Raw genomic sequence first — 23661 nt, 5'->3', positions numbered from 1 at the left:
CGTTAAGGTGCGGGATGGGGATCGCTCGGCTCGTCTGTCGGCTGCTATCCGCAGATATCATGTTGACGGTCCCTCCACCCTGGCTCCTACATACCGCGTAGGAGCCGGGAGGAACATACAAGCCCATGCTCGGCTGCTGTCTATCGGGAAAAGCAGCCGAGCATGGCTCGACGCTACCGAAAGCAACGCCGGCCAGCGGCCGGCGCTACCGGGGTTGCGGTTACAGCGCCGGGTTCAACGTGTAGGTGCCGTGCAGTGCGGCTTCGGCCAGCACGTGGCCGTGCATGGCGCGGTACGCGTCGGCGGCGGTGAAGCGCTGCGGCAGGTCCAGCGACGCCACGTCCAGCGCGAATACCCGGAAGAAATAGCGGTGCATGCGCTCGTCGTTGAACGGCGGATACGGGCCGTCATAGCCCAGGTAATCACCGGCCATGTCCGGGTTGCCCGCGAACCAGCCGGTGAAGTCGTTCAGGCCCTGGCGGCTGCCGGCCGGACCGGCGGGTGCGGGCTTTCCCTTCACCACGAAGCCGTCGCTGCAGCTGCCAGCGGCGATCTCCTGCACCGAGGCCGGAATATCGGCCATCACCCAGTGCACGAAATCGCAACGTGGCTGGTCACGCGGCACACTCATGTCGCTGCGGCCAACCGTCTCCGGCACGGTCGGCACGTCCGGGTCCACGCACACCAGCAGGAACGAGCGGGTGCCGGCCGGCGCCCCGTTCCAGGCAAGGTGCGGGTTGCGGTCGGGCGCAAAACCATTGGCATCGCCGGCGGCGAACTCACGATCAATCGGTGCGCCATTGGTCAGGCTGTTACTGGTCAGCTGCATCAGGATCTCCTCACTCTTCCGGGTAACCCAGGCGCACCGCAACCGGGGTGAGCTGGGCGAAGGCGGCGCTCATCACGTCGCGGTAGTTGCGCCAGTGGCCGGGCGGGAAGCGCGGCGCGCCCAACTGCGCCGCCGGCGGCATCGGCCGCTCGAACAGGCGGCCCAGCAGTTCGGCCATCGCCTGCGGATCGTTGCCGACCTGGTCGATGCGCAGCAGCACGTGGGGGTACAGGTCGTCCTCATGCAGCGTGGCAATCTGGTTCAGCGCGCGGGTCAGCCATTCACTGGCTTCGGCCAGCGAGGTCATCGCCAGCGGCGCGGCGGCACCGTAGGCCACCCAGTCCAGCAGCATGTCGCGCGGATCACGCAGCACCAGCACCAGTCGCCCCTGCGGCAGCTGCGGGCGCAACGCCCACAGCAGGGCGTTGTCCCACCACAGCAGCCAGTCGATGACGGTATCGCTCTGCAGGCCACGCGCCGGCAGCTGTTCGCGCCAACGCTGCACCAGCCGCTCCGGCGTCAGTACGCCCGAAGCGAGATCCTGCAGCGTGTTGTAGTTCTGGAACGCATCGTCGGGCGGGTTGCTGGTGTAGCGGTCGCTTCGCAGCACCGGGCTGGCGGCCGCCAGGCCGGTCGCCACGCGCTCCACGCCCGAGCCCGGCGCGCCCCAGAGGAAGATCGGCGCGGAACTGGTGTTGCCGTCAATCTCACCCTTCTCCGGCCAGCTTGGCGGAGACTTGGCCTGCGGTGGCAGCGGCAGGCGTTGCGGGGCCTGGTCGGCCTGCAGCGACAGCCAGGTACGCAGGGCCTCCTGCGGCTGGCCGGCACGGTCCTGGATCTCGCCCATCCAGGTGCGCAGATCGGCGCGATGCGCTTCCGGCGCCTGCTCGACCAGCGCCTGCACGCGGGCCACCGCAGCAGGCGGATCACGCTGCAGCAACCCTTCAACCAGGCGGGTTTCGCCACTGACACGCCCCGGTTCAATGCTGACGATACGCTCGGCAATGGCTTCGGCCTGCTCGTGCTCGCCCACCATGTCGTGCAGGCGCAGGCGTGCTTCCAGCGCCGGCAGGTGGCCCGGCATGGCGTCCATCCAGCGTTCAACGGTCGCCGCGGCAGCGGGGCTGCCAACTTCTTCCACGGCCAGGCGCGCCAGCCACAGATCATGCAGCTGCGGGTGCTGCTCCAGGGCAGCGTCGAGGCGTGCACGCGCCTCGTCTTCGCGGCCAAGGCGCTGCCAGGACATCAGCAGCAGCTGCAGCAGCTGGCGGTCATCGGGGATCGCTTCCAGCAAGGGCAGCAGATGGTCCAGCGCCTGCAGCGGCTGGCCGTTGCGCAACGCCAGCTCACCGGCCAGGCGCCGCATCGCCGGCACGTCCAGCTCCGGCTGCCGCAGGGCCACCTCCATGGCTTCGGCCGCCGCCGGCACGTTGCCCTGGCGCAGCGCCAGCTGCACCACCAGGCCATGCAGCGAGCTGATGGCCGGGTTCAGTTCCAGCACGCGGCGGAACGCCTGCTCGGCGAATGCCAGCATGTCCTTGCCAAGGTAGGCAAAGCCCAGCGCATAGAGCACGCGGGTGTCATTCGGCTGGGCCTTGTTGGCTGCCGACAGCAGCACCAGCGCACGGTCCGGGTCATCGCGGCGCAGCGCGATCATGCCGTCGATGGTCAGCAGCTCGGGGTGGTCCGGCTCCACGCGCGAGGCCAGGGTGGACAGGCGTTGTGCCTCGTCGAAGTCATTGCGGCCAACCGCCAGGTGCGCCTGCATCAGGTAGGCGGAGAAGGAGTTCGGGTCGAGCCCGGTGGTGCGCGCCAGCGCTTCGTCGGCGCCTTCGTACTGGCGCAGGGCCAGCAGCAGGCCAGCATGCTGCAGGTGCAGCTGGGCGTCGTCCGGTGCCAGCTGCAACGCCTGCTGCAGGGCTTCCATGGCATCTTCGGCCTTGCCCTGCTGCTGCAGCGCAAGCGCCAGCCAGCGGTGGGCCCCGGCCTGGCCGGGTTCGTCACGGGTCCACGCCTGGGCCAGCTGCACGGCCTGGTCGGCCTGGTTCTGGCGCAACGCTTGGATGATCTGGTCTTGCATGGCGGTCCGGTTCGAGTGCAAACCCGCATTGTAGCGGTCCACGCGCCGGTGCCGGTTCAGCCCGCCAGCACCCGCTGCAGGCGCTGCGCCACCCACCGTTCGGAGAAGCCGTCGCCCCGCCAGTTTTCCAGGAAACCGCAGTGGCCTCCCCAGCAGGCGGTCTCCAGGCGCGCGTGGCGCGGCAGCTGCCAGTCGCTGAAGGTCGCATAGGGAATCACCGGGTCGTCCTGCGCCATCAGGATGTCGGCCGGCACCTGCAGGGCCGACAGGCGGTCACCGGCAATCGAGTAGCCATCGAAATAGGCCTGCAGCGAGCCAAAGCTGGTATGCCGTTCAACCAACCAGGCGGTCAGCGCACGGATATCCAGCTTCAACACGCGGTCGTCGCAGTCGCTCAGCTCGGGGAACAGATCGCGCTTGCGGCGCAGCGAGCCGGCCCATTTGCGTCGGAAGTACCAATCGTACATTGCCGGACCATTCTCGATGCTCTCCATGGTCAGCCCCGGGTCCAGCACCGGGCACACCGAGGCCACGCGCAGCAGCGGCACGCCGGCGGCCGGCGCGCGCAGGGCCAGGCGCAGCACGAAATTGCCGCCCAGTGAGTAGCCGGCCGCCACCAGCGGCAGCTGCGGCCAGCGCTGGGCGATGTCTCCTGCGGCATGCACCACTTCATCGATCAGGTTGGAGTGGAAGATGCCGGGGTTCAGGTGATGGGTGTTGCCGTGGTCGCGGAAGTTCAGGCGCACGACATCGAAACCCTGTTCGATCATGCGCGCGGCCGCCATGCGCATGTAGCTGGATTCGGCACTGCCCTCCCAGCCATGCAGCAGCAGGGCCATGCCCTTGGGTTCGCGGCCTTCGACATGGCTGTGCCAGCCCTGCAGGCGCACGCCATCGCCGCCGTCGAGGATCAGCTCTTCGCTGACCGCGCCGGTGGCCGCCAGCAGCAGCAGGCCGCGCTGCAGGCGCATGCGGCTGGAGCTGAGCATCGACTGCAGGTGCGGGTTGCGCAGCCAGCGCGGCGGCTGGTAGTCAGCCGCATGCAACGTCGGCGTACCGGCGTCCAGGACAGGTGGCGGAACCAGGGCCACCGTGCCCTCAACCGGTGCTCATGGCCGCCACGATGCGCGCGCGCGAGGTCTCCGCGATGCGCCGACGGCCTTCCAGGTCCTGTGCACCGATCGGTGCCAGGAAGTGCACTTCCGCACGCCGCGCCGGCTCACCGAGCAGGCGCAGGAAATTGGCGAAGAAGCTCTCGCCGGGGCCGAATGCCACGATGGTCTGTGCGTCACCCTTGAGCCCATAGACCAGCGCCACCGGCTGCACCGGAACGCCGGTTTCAACCGCGGCCTGGAAGATGCGGGCATGGAACGGCCCCACTTCGTGGCCACCGCGGGTGCGCCCTTCCGGGAACACGCCCACTGCCTTGCCGCCACGCAGGCGATCGGCCATCACCTGCATCACCCCGCCCAGCGACTCGGTGTTGCCACGCTGGTGGAAGATGGTCTGCCCGCGCGCAGCGAGCCAGCCGACCAGGGGCCAGCTGGCGATTTCGCGCTTGGCGACGAAGCCCATCATGCGCTGGCTGTGCAGGATGCAGATGTCCACCCAGCTGACATGGTTGGCCACGAACAGCACGGCACCGGGCAGCGGCGCGCCCATCTGCACCAGGCGGAAGCCGAAGATCCACATCAGGCCCCCCTGCCACCAGTTCACCACCTTCGCCCCGAGGGTATCCTCGCCCACGCGCAGCTCGCCCCACGGCGGAAGCATGCCGATCAGGATCAGCGGCAGGAACACGGTGATGTGGACCAACAGCAGCGGTACGCGGTACAGGTAACGGCACGCACGCGCCACGCCGCCACGGGGGGCCGGAGTGGGGGAAGTCATCCGCGCACGATACCGGAGCGTCGCAGCAGCTGCCAGCCGATTTAGGCCATAACCGCCATTGACCGGGGCAATCGGTGGGGAACGCTGGGTTCTGCCGTCGTCAACACGCCCGACCGGGGGCTCAACCGTGGCCGGCCGCCACCACCGCCAGGGTCAGCCGCGAAATGCATACCAGGCGACCCTGCTCGTCCTCGATGCGGATCTCCCACAGCTGGGTGCTGCGGCCCACATGCAGTGCGCGGGCGGTGCCGGTGACAATCCCCGAGCGCACCGCCCGCACGTGGTTGGCATTGATCTCCAGGCCCACGCAGACCTGCTTTGCGGTATCCACGCACAGGTTGCCGGCGCTGCTGCCCAGCGTCTCGGCCAGCACCACCGAGGCCCCGCCGTGCAGGATGCCGTAGGGCTGGCGGGTGCGCTGGTCCACCGGCATGGTGGCCTGCAGCCAGTCTTCGCCCGCTGCGCTGAAGACGATGCCCAGGGATTCGATCGCCGTGTTGCGGCTGAGCGCATTGAGCTGCTCGAGGGAAACGGCTTCGCGGAACACCTGGGTCATGCGGTCACCTTCAGAGAATGGGAACGAGGCCGGCACCGAATGCGGTCAGCATGCGCACCAGCAGCCACTTCGGGCCGACGTTGACTTCGGGGAAGTCGCCGACGGCAACGTAGCAGCGATGGAACTCCGGGTCCTGCCGTGGCAGCGGCTGCGGGCAGTCCGGGCCGGGCTTGAACTCGTAGTCGGTGGCATAGCGCCATGGCCAGAAGTCGAGGATCGGCAGCGCTTCGGAGGCTTTGCCGACGCTGTAGTTCAGCCCCGACAGCACCGGCGGCTTGGCCCGCGGCGCCACCGTCCAGGAGTTCTGCGGATGGGTATCGCGCAGGATGCTCTCGGCCAGCTGCTCGGCAAACACCGGATCATCGATGATCACCGCGCCTTCGGTGTTGTAGTTCTCGCTGCGCGGATCGAAGTTGTGGGTGCCGACCACGCCGATGCGGCGGTCGACCACCAGCGACTTGGCGTGCAGGCCCATGCGCGCGCCCTTGCGGGTGACCGGCAATGGCTTGTTGACCGCCTTGCTGCCCAGGAACGAGGGCCGCGTTTCGGTGCGCAGCAGGCGCGTTTCCACCTCGCTGCCGGCCGCGCGGCGGCGTTCGCGCGCGTTCTGGTAGGCACTGCCGGTACGCGGATGATTCACCACTGCCTGCCTGCGCGTTGTTGCCCGGTCCCCCTCGCTGCCCCCCCCGGCATTGCTGCCGGCGGCGCTGCCGCCGATCAGCGGGTTGCGGCCGCCGTCGTCGTCTGCCCCGGGGGCGGCGATCGGGTCGGGCAGCAGGTTGCGGTAATCAACCGGCGCATCCAGCGGGAACGGCTTGTATTCGAAGATGTTGAAGCCCAGTTCGCGCATGTTGCGCCGCTTGTACTTGTACGACAGCGCATACACGATGGGATTGTCGGTGGCCGCCAGGCTGTTGCTCGACACCACCACGCGCGGTGGCTGCGGGCGCTTGCGCAGCTCGCGGAACAGCTTCTGCGCGGGCTTGGACAGCACCAGGTACGGCGTCTGCAGGATCACTTCCTTCTGCGCACCGGCAATGAGCGCATCCAGCTGGGGCTCGGTCACGTGCTGGCCGGCCAGCGGGGCATCGGCCTTCTCGCGCCGGTGCTTGCGCGGCAGGTCGGCGACATAGCGCACCGAGGCCACCGGCAGCGCGGTATCCACGAAGGAACGGGTGACGAAGTCCATGTCATTGGCTTCGGCACTGACCCGCTGCACCCGTTCCGGGCGGCGGAACGTGGCGGGGGGCAGCGCCGGCACGCCCTCGCGCAGCAGGGTGCGGCCGACATCATTCAGGCGCTCGGCCGGCACGCTGCGCTGGGCACGCCAGAAGGCATCGAAGTTGGCCGCCATCGCACGCGCCTCGGGGCCGGCAATCAGCACGTCGCGGTCGCGGAAGTTGTACTCGCGGTCCCAGTCGTAGTAGTCGTCCTGGTAGTTGCGGCCTCCGACCACGCCGATTGCGTCGTCGATCACCAGCAGCTTGTTGTGCATGCGCTGGTTGAAGCGCCGGAAGCAGCACAGCACGCTGCCGGCATAGTCGAAGTAATTCAGCCGGGCCTTGCCGAACGTCGGGTTGTACACCCGCAGCTGGAAGTTCTGGTGGGCGCCGGACAGCGCGCCGAGGATCTGCAGGTCGGAGATCGCCGAGAGCTGGTCGATCAGCACCCGCACCTTCACCCCGCGCCGCGATGCAGCCAGCAGTTCGTCGATGACCAGCCGGGCGCTGTCGTCCTTGTCGAAGATGTAGGTCTGCAGGTCGATGCTGCGGGTGGCGCTGCGCAACAGGTTCAGCCGCGCCACCAGGGCGCCTTCTCCCTCGTCCAGCAGGGTGGCGTAGTGGCGCGGCTGCTCCGGGGTGGATTCGGTGAACGCCCGGCCAGCCAGCGCCCGCAGCGGCGAGTCCTGCGCGCAGCGGTCGGCGCGCTGGCAGTCGACCTGGGTCGAGCGCGCCTGCACGGCGATCGCTTCGGCGCGGTCGCGCTCGGTATTGGACAGCGATGCACAACCGCTGCCCAGCAACACGGTTGCCAGCGCCAGTACACGCAGCAGGAGGTTCACGGTTTCGGCGCCTCGCTCAGGCGCGCTCGCAATACGAAGGTCACACGATCACTCAAGGCAAGCTGCCAGCTGTCCATTCCATACCGGCCTCGCTGCACGGTACCGCGGCTGACGACGTCGCAATCATAGCCGGGTCGGGCGCACTCCGCCTTCTCCACCCTCAGCTTCTCGGGATGGCTGACCCCGCGCAGGGTCAGCCGGCCGTTGATGTCACCCCCCTCTTCCACGGTCTCCGGCCAGTACGGCAGCGAGTCGAACTCGACCACCGGGTGGCGGCCCGCGTCGAAGAATTCCTCGCCGCGCATCCAGCCGGTATAGCGCGCCTTGCCGGGGATCTCGACCGAGCGCGTGAACATCTTGAGGTGCACCTGGTGGCGGCCATCGGAGAGGATCTCGATGCGGCCCTCGAAGTGCGGGAACACACCTTCGATGCGCTGGCCGAAGCGGGTGCGCACCTCGAAACCGATCTGCGAGCGTTGGGTGTCCAGGCGCAGGACCCGATGCGCTTCGGCGACCACCGGCGGCAGGGGCGTTGGCGTTGGCGTTGGCGGAGGAGGCGCGGCAGGCCAGGCCGCGCCGGAAGCCAGCAGCACGGGCAGCAGAAAGCGGCTGCGCCGCGCCAGGCTCATTGGATCACGGCCACCAGAACGCGTTCAGGCTGGCCACGCCCGGCTCGATCGAAGCCTCGCGCGGGAAGCCGAGCACGGCAATGCCGGCCGGCGGCATGCCGCGGTAGTCGCTGCTGGTGCCGTCGGTCATCAGGGCCACCAGCTGCTCCAGGCCCGGGTTGTGGCCCACGATCAGCACCCGGTCCAGGTCGCGACGCTCGTCCACCAGCGCCGCCAGGGTGCCCGGGGTGGCTTCGTAGATCCGGTCTTCCAGGCGCTTCTCGACATAGCCGATGGCCGTCATCACCGCTTCCAGGGTCTCACGGGTACGTCGCGCCGGCGAGCACAGCACGCAGTCCGGCAGCAGGTTGTTCTCCTTCAGCCACTTGCCGGCGGCTTCGGCTTCGGCCAGCCCCACCGGCGACAACGGCCGGTCGAGGTCGGCCTGGCCGGGGGTCGCCGGCTCGGCATGGGCATGGCGCAGCAGGATCAATTCACGCATCGCGGGTTTCCATGAAGAAGAGGATGCAGCAGGAAGGGTGATGCAGGCATCAAAGCTTCAGCCAGGACAGCAGCGGCTCCCAATCGGCCTGGTGCTCGCGCACCTGGGCCGAGCGGTAGTCGAACAGGCTGCGGCCAAGGCCGGTCATGACCACATAGCTCTGGCTGTCGCGCAGCTGCGCGACCACCGGGTACGGCCATTCACCCAGCATCTGCAGCGCCTGCTGCGAGGTCTGGGTCCAGGGCTTGGTACGGTTGAGCACCAGACCCACTGGCAGCTTGCGGCTGTGCACGCGCGGGTTCTGGGCCAAGCTGTTGAGGAAACCGACGATGGCTTCGATATCCAGCGCCGAGGGCAGCACCGGCACCACCACCGCGTCGGCAGCGTCGAGGAAATGGGGAATATCGTCGGCCAGGGCGCCGGCCGGCGCATCGATGATGACGGTGTCGGTACCGTCGGGCAGCTTCTGCGCCCACTGCTTCTTCCGATATACGTCGATCGGCAGCACCGCACTTTCCAGCCCGGCACGGCGTTGTGCCCAGCGGGTGCTGGAGCCCTGCGGGTCGGCATCGGCAATCACCGTGGCCTTGCCCTGCAATGCCGCGTACGCGGCCAGGTGGGTGGCGACGGTGGTCTTGCCCACCCCGCCCTTGGAACCGGCCACCAGGATCGTCTTCATGCCAGCCTCGCTTCCGGGTACGTTCCCCGAGCGTACACCGGCGATGGTGACGGGAGGTAGCGTCGTGCTGAACCAGCGGCCATCGCCTTTGCTATCGTGGCGCTTCCGAAGGATCGAACCGGCATGAGCGAACTGCAGGACCTGAGCGCGTTGATCCGCGCCAATACCCCACTGATCGTGATCGAGACCCAGGACGAGGGTCGCATCGTCGAGCTGTTCCGGCAGACGCTGATGCACGTATGGCGGGCGCTGCACCGCTGGTCGATCACCGAGGGCCTGCGCCGCATCGACCTGGACAGTGAAGACCCGCCGGTCGGGCCACCCGATGCCAGCGCGGCCCTGCAGATGATCCGCCAGGCCGACCAGCGCGGGGTCTACCTGCTGCTCGATTTCCACCCGTACCTGGGCTATGCCAGCCATCAGCGCGCCCTGCGCGACCTGATCCAGCGCCGCCACAGCGAGCCGCATGTGCTGGTGCTGATCGGTGCCAAGGTGGAGCTGCCGGCCGAGCTGGAAGCGTTGGCGGTGCGCTTCAACCCGCGCCTGCCTGATGCCAACGCCCTGTTGAAGATGCTGCGCGAAGAGGCCGACGCCTATGCGCGCGAGCACGGCGGCCGCCGGGTCGAAGTCGACAGCGAGGCGGTGAAGAAGATCCTGAAGAACCTGCAGGGCCTGAGCCTGGTCGATGCCCGGCGCATCGCGCGCCAGCTGATCTACGCCGATGGCGCGCTGCGCGACGACGACCTGCCGCAGCTGGCACGGCTGAAGTTCGAGCTGCTCAACCGCAGCGGCCACCTGTTCTTCGAGCATGACAGCGCGCGCTTCGGCGATGTGGCCGGCGCCAACCGGCTCAAGCGCTGGATCAATCAGCGGCGCGTGGCCTTCATCGCCGGCTCGGCGCCGGCCGGGCTGGACCCGCCGCGCGGCATGCTGCTGCTGGGCGTGCAGGGCTGCGGCAAGTCGATGCTGGCCAAGGCCACCGCCGCCGGCTTCGGTGTACCGCTGCTGCGCCTGGACGTGGGCGCGCTGTACAACAAGTACCACGGCGAGACCGAGGCCAACCTGCGCCAGGCACTGGCCTCGGCCGAGCAGCTGGCACCCTGCGTGCTGTGGATGGACGAGATCGAGAAGGGCCTGGCCAGTGGTGGCGAGGACGGTGGCGTATCACGCCGTGTACTCGGCTACCTGCTGACCTGGATGGCCGAGCGCAAGGCGCCGGTGTTCATCGTCGCCACCGCCAACCAGGTGCACGAGCTGCCGGCCGAGCTGCTGCGCAAGGGCCGCTTCGACGAGATCTTCTTCGTTGACCTGCCTTCGCCTGACGTGCGCGTGGAACTGCTGCGGCTGCACCTGGGCCGGCGCCAGCTCAATGGCGACGACTTCGCGCTGCCGGCGCTGGCGGCCGCGGCCAATGGTTTCTCCGGCGCGGAGATCGAGCAGGCGATCGTGGCCGGGCTGTACGCGGCGCATGCCGAGGGCCGGCCGCTGGACACCGAGCTGCTGATGACCGAGATCCGCGCCACGCGGCCGCTGTCGGTGCTGATGGCCGAGCAGGTGGAGGCATTGCGGGCGTGGGCGTCGGGACGGACGGTTTCCGCGGACGACTGAGGTTTCCCGCGAACGGCGCAGCCCCTCGTGGCGGCTGGTTGACCGTGAACGTCAAAAGCCGCGCTTGGCCGGGCGGGATGGATTCGCGGGGGACGCCGTCAACCCGTCCATGGGGGCTTGGCCGCGGCATCCATGCCGCGGACACCCCCGCGAACCCACCCCGCCCGGCCTCTGACAATTTCCGAGTGCGTCCGCCACGGAAAAGAAAAAAGAAAAGCAGAAGCAAAAGCAAAAGCAAAAGCCGGTTGGTTGGCCGCCTTCTGTAGAGCCGAGCCCACGCTCGGCTGCTCTTCGATCAGATATCGAATAGTCGATTCCGATACAGATTCATCCACGCATGGCGTGGATCTACCGTGTCGACCAAGGTCGACACCTACCCACAGCTGCGAAAATCTGTCGAAGGCGGGGCACTGTGGGTTTACGGCGTCCCCGCAAACCCACAGTGCCCCGCCATCCCACCGGAAGACCGCTGTTGCTGTTGCTTTGGCTTTGGCTTTGGCTGTTGCCTCTGCGGGTGCCGGGTGCAACCCGGCCGAACCCCTCCCTCAGGGCCAGGCAGGCGGTGCGGCCGCCCAGGCCTGCTGCACTTCGGCCAGCGACGCACGCTCATCCTCGCGCCACTGCGGCAGCAGCTGCGCATAGTTGGCCGTGGTATTCCACTGCGTCGGCTCGGTGCGTACCGCAGCCGCATACCACTGCACCGCCTCCTGCTTCTGCCCCATCCGCCACAATGCCAGCGCATAGGTCGGCGGCACCCAGCTCGGCTTGGTACGCGCATTGGCGGCCGAGGCCAGCCACTGTTCCAGCGCCGCCTCTGGCTTGCCCTGGCGCAGCAGGTCCCAGCCGTAGTTCCAGCGCACGCTGCGGCCACTGCTGCTCTGTGCCGGGGCCTCTTTCATCGCCTCGGCATACAACTGCTCGGCCAGCTCGCCACGGCCCTGCGCACCGGCCACCGAGGCCAGTTGTACCGTGGCCTCGACCGCACGGCGGCCGCGTTCACGCAGCTTGACCAGCTGGGCGACCAGATCATCGCCCCCGCCCTGCACCGCCACCATCGGCGTGGCCGCCGGGTCATTGTCGAAGTAGAACTCCTGTGGTGCCGGCATGGCCGGCGCGGCCCACGCCGTGGCCGCTCCCGAGGCCAGCAGCACGCTGGCCAGGATCTTTCCTGGAACTGACATCCCTTCTCCCCAGGCCGCGACTGCAGCCTCCCTCTCTCTCCCCGATCCTAACCCCAGCACCGCCACGGGCGCGAGTGCCGGGGCCTGCGCGGCCCCGCTGCTACAATTCGCGCCTTTCCCGCTGCGTGCGTGCACGCGGCCGGTGCCAGCCGATTCTACCGGGCCAGCCATGACCAGTACCGCGCAACTCACTTCGCCCTCTTCCGCCGACCTGCTCGACCGTGACTACACGCTCGACCACAAGTACACCCGCAACGAGGGGCGGATCTACCTGAGTGGCGTGCAGGCGCTGGTGCGGCTGCCGCTGATGCAGCGCCTGCGCGATGCCGCCGAAGGCATCGACAGCGCCGGCTTCGTCAGCGGCTATCGTGGCAGCCCGCTGGGTGGCTTCGACCTGGAACTGTGGCGCGCGCGCAAGCATCTTGAAGCGGCGAAGGTGAAGTTCACCCCGGGCCTGAACGAGGACCTGGGCGCCACCATGGTGTGGGGCACGCAGCAGACCAACCTGTTCCCCGGCGCCAACGTGCAGGGCGTGTTCGGCATGTGGTACGGCAAGGGCCCTGGCGTGGACCGCTGCGGCGACGTGTTCAAGCATGCCAATGCCGCCGGCACCTCGCGCTACGGCGGCGTGCTGGCGCTGGCCGCCGATGACCATGCCTGCCGCAGTTCGACCCTGCCGCACGGCAGCGAAGACGAATTCGTCAGCGCGATGATGCCGGTTCTCAACCCCGCCGGCGTGCAGGACATCCTCGACATGGGCCTGCTGGGCTGGGCGATGAGCCGTTACACCGGCCGCTGGGTCGGCTTCAAGACCATTGCCGAGACGGTGGAATCGTCGGCCTCGGTGCAGGTCGATCCGATGGCGCGCCGCATCGTGCTGCCGGAAGACTTCGAAATGCCCCCGGGTGGCCTCAACATCCGCTGGCCGGACCCGCCGCTGGACCAGGAGATGCGCCTGCACCGCTATGCGGTGAAGGCCGCACAGGCGTTCGCCCGCGCCAACGGCATCGACAAGGTGGTGATGGACGCGCCGCGCGCGCGGCTGGGCATCGTCACCACCGGCAAGAGCTACCTGGACGTGCTGCAGGCGCTGGAATACCTGGGCCTGGATGAAGCCGCATGCGCTGACATCGGCATCCGCGTGTACAAGGTCGGCATGACCTGGCCGCTGGAGCCGCAGGGCATCGCGCGCTTCGCGCAGGGCCTGGAAGACATCATCGTGGTGGAGGAGAAGCGTGCCTTCATCGAGCGCCAGATGAAGGAACAGTTCTTCAACTGGCCGGCCAGCTGGGGCCACCGCCCGTCCATCGTCGGCAAGTACGATGAAAGCGGCGAATGGATCCTGCCGTCCACCGGTGAACTGACCCCGGCCACCATCGCCGGCGTGATCGGTCGCCGCATCCAGAAGTTCTTCAACAACGAGTCGATTGAGCAGCGCCTGCAGTGGATGCAGGAAAAGGAAGCCGAGCTTGCGTTGCCGCGCGCCAGCTTCCCGCGCGTGCCGCACTACTGCTCAGGCTGCCCGCACAACACCTCCACCCAGGTGCCGGAAGGTTCACGTGCGCTGGCTGGCATCGGTTGCCATTACATGGTGACCTGGATGGACCGCAGCACCGACACCTTCACCCACATGGGCGGCGAAGGCGTGACCTGGGCCGGGCAGGCGCCGTTCACCGACACCCCGCACGTGTTCCAGAACCTGGGCGACGGCACCTATTTCCACAGCGGCTCGCTGGCGATCCGCCAGGCGGTCGCCGCCGGCGTCAACATCACCTACAAGATCCTCTACAACGATGCGGTGGCGATGACCGGCGGCCAGCCGGTGGACGGCCCGCTGAGCGTGCCGGACATCGCAAAGCAGATGCGCGCCGAAGGCATCCACACCATCATGGTGCTGTCGGACAACATCGGCAAGTGGACCGGCCAGCGCGAACACTTCCCCAGCGACGTGGAGTTCCACGACCGCAGCGAACTGGAGGAGGTGCAGAAGCGCCTGCGCGAAGTGAAGGGTGTTTCGATCCTGATCTACGAACAGACCTGCGCCACCGAGAAGCGTCGCCGCCGCAAGCGCGGCAAGCTGGAAGATCCGCAGAAGCGGGTGCTGATCAATTCGCTGGTCTGCGAAGGCTGCGGCGACTGCGGCAAGAAGAGCTTCTGCGTGTCGGTGCTGCCGAAGGAAACCGAGTTCGGGCGCAAGCGCGAGATCGACCAGTCCAACTGCAACAAGGACTATTCCTGCGTGAACGGCTTCTGCCCGAGCTTCGTCACCGTGCACGGTGGCCAGCCGCGCAAGGGCAGCAAGCGCGATGCCTCCACGCTGCTGGACAACCTGCCGGCGCCGACGATCCGCGGCACGCTTGAGCAGCCCTGGAACATCCTGATCACCGGCGTCGGCGGTACCGGCGTGGTGACCATTGGCGCGCTGCTGGGCATGGCCGGCCACCTGGAGGGCAAGGGCGCGACCGTGCTCGACCAGACCGGCCTGGCGCAGAAGGGTGGCGCGGTGACCACGCACATCCGCATCGCACGCCGCCCGGATGACATCCACGCCGTGCGCATCGCCGCCGGTGAAGCCGACCTGGTGCTGGGCTGCGACATGGTGGTGGTCAACGACTACTGGGCGCTGTCGAAGGTGCGTGCCGGCCGTTCGCAGGTGGTGCTGAACACCTACGAAGCGATGCCGGGTACCTTCACCACCCGCCCGGACATGCAGTTCCCCGCCGCCGACATCATCGCCGGTGTGCGCGTGGCACTGGGCGGCCAGGAGCCGTTGCTGCTGGATGCCACCCAGCTGGCCACCGCGCTGCTGGGCGATGCCATCGCCGCCAACCTGTTCATCCTCGGCTACGCCTGGCAGCAGGGCCTGGTGCCGCTGTCGTTCGAGTCGCTGATGCGCGCCATCGAGCTCAATGGCGCTGCGGTGGCCATGAACCAGCAGGCCTTCGCCTGGGGCCGCCTGGCCGCGGTCGATCCGCAGGCCGTGCAGCAGGCCGCCGGCCTGGTGCGCAACCGCCACACCGATACCGAATCCACCCCGGGCCCGCTGCATCCGCTGCCGCCGGGCGAATGGGAGGGCAACGAATGGGGCGCCACCGCTGCACCGCGCAACACCGGCGACGAACGCGAGCTGCGCGGCCTGCCCTCGCACGGTGGCGACGTGGCATTCCTGCCGCTGGACGACGCGCGCCTGTCGCGCTCGCTGGATGAAATGATCGAGCGCCGCGCCGCCTTCCTGGTCGAGTACCAGGATGCTGCCTACGCCACGCGTTACCGTGATCTGGTGGCACGCGTGCGCGCTGCCGAAGCCGAGCGTATCGGCGGCTCCACCGCGTTGACCGAGACGGTGGCCCGCTACCTGTTCAAGCTGATGGCCTACAAGGACGAGTACGAAGTGGCCCGCCTGTACACCAGCGGCGACTTCCAGCGACGCCTGCAGCAGCAGTTCGAGGGCGACTATCAGCTGCGCTTCCACCTGGCGCCGCCGCTGTTCGCCAGGAAGGACGAGCAGGGCCGGTTGCTGAAGAAGGAATACGGCCCGTGGATGTTCAAGGCGTTTGGCTTGCTGGCGAAGCTGAAGTTCCTGCGTGGCGGCCGCTTCGACGTGTTCGGCCGCACCGAAGAGCGGCGCATGGAGCGCAAGCTGATCAGTGATTACGAGGCCACTGTGCAGGTGCTGCTGGATGGCCTGGATGACGACCGCCTGGCGCTGGCGGTGGAGATCGCCAGCATTCCCGAACACATCCGCGGCTTCGGCCACGTCAAGGAAGCGCATTTCGAGCAGGCCAAGGCGCGCGAAGCGGCCCTGCTGGCGCAGTGGCGCAATCCGAAGGCGCTGCATATCGTGCAGGTGGCTTGATGGTAGTGCCGGCCGCTGGCCGGCATTCATCCCGGCATTCATCCCGGCAATCGGTTGCCGGCCAGCGGGCGGCACTACCGATGGATTACCCCAGCCGCCACAGCAGCAGGCGATTGTTGGCCGGCATCGCCACGTCGCCCAACCGGGTGAATCCGTTGTCGGCCGCCAGCGCCTGCACCGCTTCGCTGTCGCGGATGCCGCTGCGCGGATCACGTGCCTTCAGCCAGGCATCGAACTGCGCATTGCTGTCGCTGGTGTAGCGGCCGCCGTAGTTGAACGGGCCATACACCGCCAGCAGCGCACCGTGGCGCAACAGGGGCGGCAGCGCCGCGAACAATGACTGGACGTGTGCCCAGCTCATGATGTGCAGGGTGTTGGCGCTGAATGCGGCATCGAACGTACTGCCCGGTGCCAGGTTCAGGCCGGGCGCTGGCGGCAGTTCCACCTGCAGCGCTACCGGCGGCAGCAGATTCAGCAATGCCGTTTCGGCACGCCATGCCTCGATGCCTGGCAGGTGGTCCGGATGATCACTGGGCTGCCAGCGCAGCCAGGGCCAGCGCTCGGCAAAGAAGGCCGCATGCTGGCCGGTGCCGCTGCCGATCTCCAGCACCCGGTGGCGGTCGCCCATCCACGGGTCGAGCGCGGCGGCGATGGGTTCGCGGTTGCGTTCGCAGGCTTCTGAATACGGCTTGCTCGACATCAGGACGGCGTCCAGGCGGGGTCGGCCCCATTGTGCACGAGGGGGTGTTGCTCGGCAGGGCGGCGCCCTGCACCCGCCGAAGCAACGGCAACAGCAACAGCGGGCTTCCTGTGGGATTGCGGGGTGGGTCCGGTTGCGGGGGACGCCGTAAATCCGTCCATGGAGGCTCGGTCGCCGCATCCATGCGGCTCACGCCCCCGCAACCGGACCCACCCCGCCTTCGACGGTTTCCTGCGGTCTGTTGGAACGGCTCTTGGGGTCAGATCCGTTTTCCACAGGAAAACGGATCTGACCCCGGATACATTTCGATATCTGACAGATTGTGTCGACCAAGGTCGACACCCACCAACAGCACACGAAATCTGTCGAAGGTGGGGCGGTGTCGGAGTGCGGGGTGTCAGCCGCATGGGCCCGAGGCATGCCTCGGGCGGGTTGGGCAGGACGCCCAATCCCGGTCTTGCCGTGTGCGCAGGAAAGCGCACACGAGCAAGCGGCTGCCAAGCCTCCATGGACGGATTCACGGCGTCCCCGCAATCCGACACCGCCCCACCCACCCACGGAATGCCCGCTTTTGACGTTGACGTTGCCCTGGCTTGAAGCAGGTGCAGGGCTGCAAGCCCTGCCGAAACCCCCACCAACCATGACTGCAGTCACTTGCCCGCACGCGCCGCGCTGGCGAAAGTCGAGAAGTTGACGTGATCGGCTCGACCCATTGTCGGCCGCACGCAAGCGAGAGAGAGAAACGCTGTGCAACGACGTGAGTTCCTGGCTTTTTCCGGTCTGGGCCTGGCGGGCCTGCTGCTGCCGCATTCCCGTGCCATCGCCGCCGAGCAGTTGCTGGCCCCGGTCGACACCGCCCAGCGCAGGCGCCTGGCCGAGGTCGCGCTGGCCGCCGCACGCACCGCCAAGGCCAGCTACTGCGATGTCCGCATCGGCCGCTATCTCAACCAGTCGGTCATCACCCGCGAACACCAGGTCGGCAATGTGACCAACCGCGAATCATCCGGTGTGGGCGTGCGGGTGATCGTCAATGGCGCGTGGGGCTTCGCTGCAACCCATCAGCAGACCGAGGCCGCCGTGCGCGCCGCGGTCGAGCAGGCAGCGGCAATCGCCCGCGCCAATGCCGGCATCCAGACCCGGCCGGTACAGCTGGCGCCGACGCCGTCGGTCGGCGAAGTGCGCTGGCAGACGCCAGTGCGGAAGAACGCCATGGCGGTGCCGATCCAGGACAAGGTCGAACTGCTGCTGGCGCTCAACGCCGCCGCGCTGGATGCGGGCGCCGACTACATCAATTCCACGTTGTTCCTGGTCAACGAACAGAAGTACTTCGCCTCCAGCGACGGCTCGTTCATCGACCAGGACATTCACCGCATCTGGCTGCCGTTTACCGCCACCGCCATCGACAAGGCCAGCGGCAGGTTCCGTACCCGCGCCGGCCTCTCCTCGCCGATGGGCATGGGCTACGAGTTCCTCGATGGCGATGCGCGTGGAAAGGTCCAGCTGCCCGGCGGCATCACCGCCTACCGCGATTCCTACGACCCGGTCGAAGACGCCATCGCCGCCGCCCGCCACGCGCGCGAGAAACTGAAGGCGCCGTCGGTGAAGCCGGGCAAGTACGACCTGGTGCTGGACCCGTCCAACCTGTTCCTGACCATCCACGAGAACGTCGGCCACCCGTTGGAGCTGGACCGCGTGCTCGGCTACGAAGCCAACTACGCCGGTACCAGCTTCGCCACGCTGGACAAGCGCGATGCCGGCTTCCGCTGGGGCAGCGACATCGTCACTTTCTTCGCCGACAAGACCCAGCCGGGCAGCCTCGGCGCCGTCGGCTACGACGATGAAGGGGTGAAGACGCAGCGCTGGGACCTCGTACGCGACGGTATCCTGGTTGACTACCAGGCCACCCGCGACGAGGCCCATATCCTCGGCCGCGATGCATCGCACGGCTGCAGCTACGCCGATTCCTGGTCCAGCGTGCAGTTCCAGCGCATGGCCAATGTCTCTCTGGCACCGGGCAAGCTGCGGCTCAGTGTCGAGGACATGATCAAGGACGTGGAAAACGGCATCTGGATCCACGGCCGCGGTTCGTATTCGATCGACCAGCAGCGCTACAACGCGCAGTTCGGCGGCCAGCTGTACTACCAGATCAAGGACGGGAAGATTGCCGGCATGGTTGAGGATGCGGCCTACCAGATCCGCACGCCGGAATTCTGGAATGCCTGCACCGCCATCTGCGATGAACGCGACTTCCGCCTGGGCGGTTCGTTCTTCGATGGCAAGGGCCAGCCCGGCCAGGTCTCGGCGGTCTCGCACGGTTCGTCCACCACCCGCTTCAACGGCATCAACATCATCAACACCGCGCGCAGTCTCGGCGCTTGAGCCACCCATCCTTCGACATGGAGAGCAGCCTTGCAAAGACGTGACTTCCTGGCCCTGACCGGGCTTACCGCGGGCGGGCTGATCGTGCCCTCCTTCTTCGGCAAGGTGATCGCCGCCGAGCAGCTGCAGTCCAGCCTGGACCCGGCGCTGAAGAAGCGCCTGGCCGACGCTGCGTTGCAGGCCGCACGCAGCGCCGGCGCCACCTACTGCGACGTGCGCATCGGCCGCTACCTGCGGCAGTTTGTGATCACCCGCGAGGACAAGGTGCAGAACGTGGTGAACACCGAGTCCACCGGGGTGGGCATACGCGTGATCGTCAACGGCGCCTGGGGCTTTGCCGCCACCAATGCGCTGGGTACCGCCGATGTGGCCAGGGCGGCGCAGCAGGCCGCGGCGATCGCCAAGGCCAATGCTGGCGTGCAGACCGCGCCGGTGCAGCTGGCCAAGGCGCCGGGTGTGGGTGAGGTGAGCTGGCGCACGCCGATCCGCAAGAATGCGATGGAGGTGCCGATCAAGGAAAAGGTCGATCTGCTGCTGGACGTCAACGCCGCGGCGATGGGTGCCGGCGCCAGCTTCGTCAATTCGATGCTGTTCCTGGTGAACGAGCAGAAGTACTTCGCCTCCACCGACGGCTCCTACATCGACCAGGACGTGCACCGCATCTGGGCGCCGATGACGGTCACCGCCATCGACAAGTCCAGCGGCAAGTTCCGCACCCGCGAGGGCCTGTCCTCGCCGATGGGGCTGGGCTACGAGTACCTGGACGGTGCGGCTGCCGGCAAGGTGGTCAGCCCGAATGGCGTGGTGAACTACAGTTCTTCCTACAACATGAAGGAAGACGCCATCGCCGCCGCCAAGCAGGCGCAGGAGAAGCTGAAGGCACCGTCGGTGAAGCCGGGCAAGTACGATCTGGTGCTCGACCCGTCACACACCTGGCTGACCATCCACGAGTCGATCGGCCACCCGCTGGAGCTGGACCGTGTGCTCGGCTACGAAGCCAACTACGCCGGCACCAGCTTCGCCACCCTGGACAAGCGCGAGCAGCAGTTCCAGTACGGCAGCGAGCTGGTCAACATCTTCGCCGACAAGACCCAGCCGGGCAGCCTGGGCGCGGTGGCGTACGACGATGAAGGCGTGAAGTGCAAGCGCTGGGACCTGATCAGCAACGGCAAGCTGGTGGATTACCAGACCATCCGCGACCAGGCCCACATCCTCGGCAAGAGCGAGTCCGACGGCTGCTGCTATGCCGACTCGTGGTCCAGCGTGCAGTTCCAGCGCATGGCCAACGTGTCGATGGCACCGGGCAAGAAGCCGCTGAGCGTGCCCGACCTGATCAAGGACGTGGAGAACGGCATCTACATCATCGGTGACGGTTCGTTCTCGATCGACCAGCAGCGCTACAACGCGCAGTTCGGCGGCCAGCTGTTCTACGAGATCAAGAACGGCCAGATCACCCGCATGCTGGAAGACGTGGCCTACCAGATCCGCACGCCGGAGTTCTGGAATGCCTGCACCGCCGTGGCCGACGAGCGCGACTACCGCCTGGGCGGTTCGTTCTTCGACGGCAAGGGCCAGCCGGGCCAGGTCTCGGCGGTCTCGCACGGTTCGTCCACCGCGCGCTTCAACGGCATCAACGTCATCAACACCGCACGCAGCCTCGGCTGATCGGTCAGGAGCCCTTACACCATGAGTATCTTCACCGAAGCCCAGGCCAAGGCCATCCTCGACAAGGTCATCGCCCTGTCCAAGGCCGACGAGTGCACCGCCGTGCTGTCCGGCGCGATCAGCGGCAACATCCGTTTCGCGCTGAACAATGTCTCCACCAGCGGCATCGTCGACAACACCGAGCTGGCGGTCACCGTCGCCTTCGGCAAGCGCGTCGGCACCGCCTCGATCAACGAGTTCGACGACGCCGCGCTGGAACGCGTGGTGCGCCGTGCTGAAGACCTGGCGCGCCTGGCCCCGGAGAACCCGGAGTTCATGCCGGCCATCGGCAAGCAGAGCTACCGTCCCAGCCCGACCTTCAGCGAATCCACCGCCGCGATCGATCCGGCCTTCCGCGCGAAGGTCGCCGCCGATTCGATCGCCCCGTGCCGTGGCAACGGGCTCATTGCCGCCGGCTTCCTCGAGGACGGCCAGGGCTTCCAGGCGACCGCCAACAGCAACGGCAACTTCGCCTACCAGCGCACCACCAACTTCGATTACACCTGCACCGTGCGTACCGAAGATGGCCGCGGTTCGGGTTGGGTCGGCCGCAACCTGAAGGATGCCGCCGACTTCAAGGCCGACCAGGACATCCGCATCGCCATGCGCAAGGCCACCGAATCGGCCGAAGCCAAGGCGCTGGAACCGGGCAAGTACACGGTGATCCTGGAGCCGGCCGCGGCGGCAGGCCTGATCAGCTTCATGATGAACTTCTTCAGCGCACGCTCGGCCGATGAAGGCCGCAGCTTCCTGTCAAAAAAGGGTGGCGGCAACAAGCTGGGCGAGCAGGTCTACGACCCGCGCGTGACCATGATCGCCGACCCGTGGCATCCGGAGGCGCCGGTGCTGCCGTGGGACAACGAAGGCCTGCCGCGCGAACGCATGGCGATCATCGAGAACGGCAGGATCGCCAACCTGGACTACTCGCGATTCTGGGCGCAGAAGCAGGGCAAGACCGCCAAGGCCTCACCGGGCAACCTGCTGATGAGCGGTGGCGACAAGAGCACCGCCGAGCTGGTACGCGGCACCCAGAAGGGTATCCTGGTCACCCGCACGTGGTACATCCGCATGGTCGATCCGCAAACCGTGCTGCTGACCGGCCTGACCCGCGACGGCACCTTCTACATCGAGAACGGCCAGATCAAGCATCCGGTGAAGAACTTCCGCTTCAACGAGTCGCCGGTGATCATGCTCAACAACATCGAAGAGCTGGGCAAGCCGGTGCGGGTGGCCGGTGATGAATCCAGCTACGTGATGATGATCCCGCCGATGAAGCTGCGCGATTTCACCTTCACCTCGCTGTCCGACGCGGTCTGATGGATCGCCGGGCCTGCCTGCGCTGGTTGGCCGCTGCCGCTTCGGCGGCGGCGCTGCCAGCCTGGGCACAGGCAGGCCCGCGCAGTTCGCGCTATGACTTCTGGTTCACCCGCCTGCAGTACGACTCCGGTGACTGGGACGTGGACGCGCGCATGCCATCCAACCTGATCACCTCGCTGATCGACTACACCTCGCTGCGCGTGGACCCGCAGGAGCACGTGGTGGCACTGGCCGACCCGCGCATGCTGGAAGCGCCGTTCTGCTACCTGGCCGGCCACACGCTGGTGGAGTTCAATGCCGCCGAGCGGCAGAACTTCGTGCGCTATGTGCGCAATGGCGGCTTCGTCTTCGTGGACGACTGCAACCACGACATCGATGGCCTGTTCGCCACCTCGTTCGAGGCGCAGATGGGTCGCCTGTTCGGCCCGAAGGCACTGCAGAAGCTGCCCAACAGCCACCCGCTGTACCGCAGCTTCTTCCGCTTCCCCGACGGCCCGCCCGCCACCAGTTTCGAACTCAACGGCTGGGGCGACGACCTGGTGCACGACTACCTGAAGGGCATCGAGGTCGATGGCCGCCTGGGGCTGCTCTACAGCAACAAGGACTACGGCTGCGAGTGGGACTACGACTGGCGCAACAAGCGTTTCCTGGCCGAAGACAACACCCGCTTCGGCGTCAACATCGTGATGTACGCGTTGAACAACTGATAGGACCTGCACGCCCATGACCTCCCCCGACCTCGATTCCCTGCTGCCGCGCCTGGATGCGCTGCGCGCCGCGCTTGCACGCGCAGTGGTGGGCCAGAACACCGTGGTCGAGCAGCTGCTGATCGGCCTGCTGGCCGGCGGCCACTGCCTGCTGGAAGGCGCGCCCGGGCTCGGCAAGACCCTGCTGGTGCGCTCGCTCGGGCAGGCGCTGGAGCTGCAGTTCCGGCGCGTGCAGTTCACCCCCGACCTGATGCCCAGCGACATCCTCGGCACCGAGCTGCTGGAAGAAGACCACGGCACCGGCCATCGCCATTTCCGCTTCCAGCAGGGCCCGATCTTCACCCACCTGCTGCTGGCCGACGAACTCAACCGTACCCCGCCCAAGACCCAGGCCGCACTGCTGGAAGCGATGCAGGAGCGCACGGTCAGCTACGCCGGCACCACCTACGCGCTGCCCGCGCCGTTCTTCGTGCTGGCCACGCAGAACCCGATCGAGCAGGCCGGCACCTACCCGCTGCCGGAGGCACAGCTGGACCGCTTTCTGCTGCACGTGCTGGTGGATTACCCCAGCGAAGACGAGGAGCGGCAGATCCTGGAACAGACCACCGGCGGTACCACCGACGCGGTGCCGAAGGTGATGGATGCCGAAGCGGTGACCGCACTGCAGGCGGCCGTGCGCCAGGTGCATGTCAGCCCCGATGTGCTGGCCTGGATCACCCGCCTGGTGCGTGCCAGCCGGCCGGGCGAAGGCGCACCGGCAGCGATCAACCAGTGGGTGAAGTGGGGCGCCGGTCCGCGCGCCGGCCAGTCGCTGGTGCTCGCGGCAAAAGCGCGCGCACTGCTGCAGGGCCGCTTCGCCGCCACCCGCGAGGACGTGCAGGTACTGGCCGCACCGGTGATGCGCCATCGCCTGCTGCTGTCGTTCGCCGCCGAAGCCGAGCAGAAGCGTGCCGACGACGTGGTCGCTGCCCTGCTGCAGGCCGTGCCGTTCCCGGGTTGAGCC

The 23661-nt window shown here is 67.5% G+C and carries 18 protein-coding genes; 7 read left to right on the top strand and 11 right to left on the bottom strand.

Annotation, left to right across the window (positions count from 1 at the left end):
• Positions 1-220: 220 nt before the first annotated feature.
• From AC5P6A_RS16860 to AC5P6A_RS16820, 9 genes are all read right to left on the bottom strand, one after another.
• Positions 221-829 carry a YbhB/YbcL family Raf kinase inhibitor-like protein gene (locus AC5P6A_RS16860; protein ID WP_058980253.1) on the bottom strand — a complete coding sequence of 203 codons (609 nt, stop codon included), beginning with the start codon at positions 827-829 and terminating at the stop codon, positions 221-223.
• Positions 830-839: 10 nt separating this feature from the next.
• Entirely contained in the window at positions 840-2909 is a 2070-nt protein-coding gene (locus AC5P6A_RS16855; RefSeq protein ID WP_111102907.1) for a tetratricopeptide repeat protein, read from the bottom strand.
• Positions 2910-2965: 56 nt separating this feature from the next.
• A complete protein-coding gene (locus tag AC5P6A_RS16850) occupies positions 2966-3955 on the bottom strand; it encodes a YheT family hydrolase (RefSeq protein ID WP_026347255.1) in 990 nt (329 codons plus the stop codon).
• 52 nt (positions 3956-4007) lie between these two features.
• Positions 4008-4799, bottom strand: a complete 792-nt coding sequence (locus tag AC5P6A_RS16845) for a lysophospholipid acyltransferase family protein (protein WP_134735569.1) — start codon at positions 4797-4799, stop codon at positions 4008-4010.
• A 121-nt stretch (positions 4800-4920) separates the two neighbouring features.
• Positions 4921-5355, bottom strand: a complete 435-nt coding sequence (locus AC5P6A_RS16840) for a hotdog fold thioesterase (RefSeq protein WP_021204081.1) — start codon at positions 5353-5355, stop codon at positions 4921-4923.
• Between the two features lie 10 nt (positions 5356-5365).
• Entirely contained in the window at positions 5366-7417 is a 2052-nt protein-coding gene (locus AC5P6A_RS16835) for a phospholipase D family protein (protein ID WP_021204082.1), read from the bottom strand.
• The gene (locus AC5P6A_RS16830; protein WP_329842699.1) at positions 7414-8046 is read right to left on the bottom strand and encodes a YceI family protein; all 633 of its coding nucleotides are present in this window, start codon (positions 8044-8046) and stop codon (positions 7414-7416) included. Before AC5P6A_RS16830 ends, AC5P6A_RS16835 begins: the two co-directional genes overlap by 4 nt.
• A 4-nt stretch (positions 8047-8050) precedes the next feature.
• Positions 8051-8527 (bottom strand): SixA phosphatase family protein, encoded by a 477-nt coding sequence (locus tag AC5P6A_RS16825; protein ID WP_019661948.1) that lies wholly within the window; start codon positions 8525-8527, stop codon positions 8051-8053.
• Between the two features lie 49 nt (positions 8528-8576).
• Positions 8577-9206 (bottom strand): nucleotide-binding protein, encoded by a 630-nt coding sequence (locus AC5P6A_RS16820; protein ID WP_010487235.1) that lies wholly within the window; start codon positions 9204-9206, stop codon positions 8577-8579.
• 123 nt (positions 9207-9329) lie between these two features.
• Between AC5P6A_RS16820 and AC5P6A_RS16815 the strand changes: the two genes are divergently transcribed.
• On the top strand, positions 9330-10814 hold the full coding sequence (locus AC5P6A_RS16815; protein ID WP_164144790.1) for an AAA family ATPase: 1485 nt from the start codon (positions 9330-9332) through the stop codon (positions 10812-10814).
• A 545-nt stretch (positions 10815-11359) separates the two neighbouring features.
• On the opposite strand, the gene AC5P6A_RS16810 is transcribed toward AC5P6A_RS16815, so the two are convergent.
• Positions 11360-11995 (bottom strand): tetratricopeptide repeat protein, encoded by a 636-nt coding sequence (locus AC5P6A_RS16810; protein WP_019661950.1) that lies wholly within the window; start codon positions 11993-11995, stop codon positions 11360-11362.
• A 169-nt stretch (positions 11996-12164) separates the two neighbouring features.
• On the opposite strand from AC5P6A_RS16810, the gene AC5P6A_RS16805 reads away from it, so the two are divergent.
• On the top strand, positions 12165-15851 hold the full coding sequence (locus AC5P6A_RS16805) for an indolepyruvate ferredoxin oxidoreductase family protein (RefSeq protein ID WP_346715194.1): 3687 nt from the start codon (positions 12165-12167) through the stop codon (positions 15849-15851).
• An 85-nt stretch (positions 15852-15936) separates the two neighbouring features.
• On the opposite strand, the gene AC5P6A_RS16800 is transcribed toward AC5P6A_RS16805, so the two are convergent.
• On the bottom strand, positions 15937-16551 hold the full coding sequence (locus AC5P6A_RS16800; RefSeq protein ID WP_019661952.1) for a DUF938 domain-containing protein: 615 nt from the start codon (positions 16549-16551) through the stop codon (positions 15937-15939).
• A gap of 747 nt (positions 16552-17298) precedes the next feature.
• Between AC5P6A_RS16800 and AC5P6A_RS16795 the strand changes: the two genes are divergently transcribed.
• Genes AC5P6A_RS16795 through AC5P6A_RS16775 form a run of 5 tightly spaced genes read left to right on the top strand, consistent with a single transcriptional unit; the run spans position 17299 to position 23658 of the window.
• Complete coding sequence (locus AC5P6A_RS16795) at positions 17299-18930, top strand: TldD/PmbA family protein (protein ID WP_180877373.1); 1632 nt, start codon at positions 17299-17301, stop codon at positions 18928-18930.
• 30 nt (positions 18931-18960) lie between these two features.
• On the top strand, positions 18961-20595 hold the full coding sequence (locus AC5P6A_RS16790; protein ID WP_332329366.1) for a TldD/PmbA family protein: 1635 nt from the start codon (positions 18961-18963) through the stop codon (positions 20593-20595).
• Between the two features lie 21 nt (positions 20596-20616).
• On the top strand, positions 20617-21951 hold the full coding sequence (locus tag AC5P6A_RS16785; protein ID WP_308305808.1) for a TldD/PmbA family protein: 1335 nt from the start codon (positions 20617-20619) through the stop codon (positions 21949-21951).
• A complete protein-coding gene (locus tag AC5P6A_RS16780; protein ID WP_019661956.1) occupies positions 21951-22658 on the top strand; it encodes a DUF4159 domain-containing protein in 708 nt (235 codons plus the stop codon). Before AC5P6A_RS16785 ends, AC5P6A_RS16780 begins: the two co-directional genes overlap by 1 nt.
• Positions 22659-22674: 16 nt before the next feature.
• Positions 22675-23658, top strand: coding sequence for an AAA family ATPase (locus AC5P6A_RS16775; protein ID WP_019661957.1), 984 nt, complete (start codon positions 22675-22677; stop codon positions 23656-23658).
• Positions 23659-23661: the final 3 nt, after the last annotated feature.

Source organism: Stenotrophomonas sp. YJH_SMC_20 (assembly GCF_059367845.1).
The sequence above is the reverse complement of the archived record's forward strand: the minus strand, read 5'-3'. Positions and strand labels throughout refer to the sequence as shown.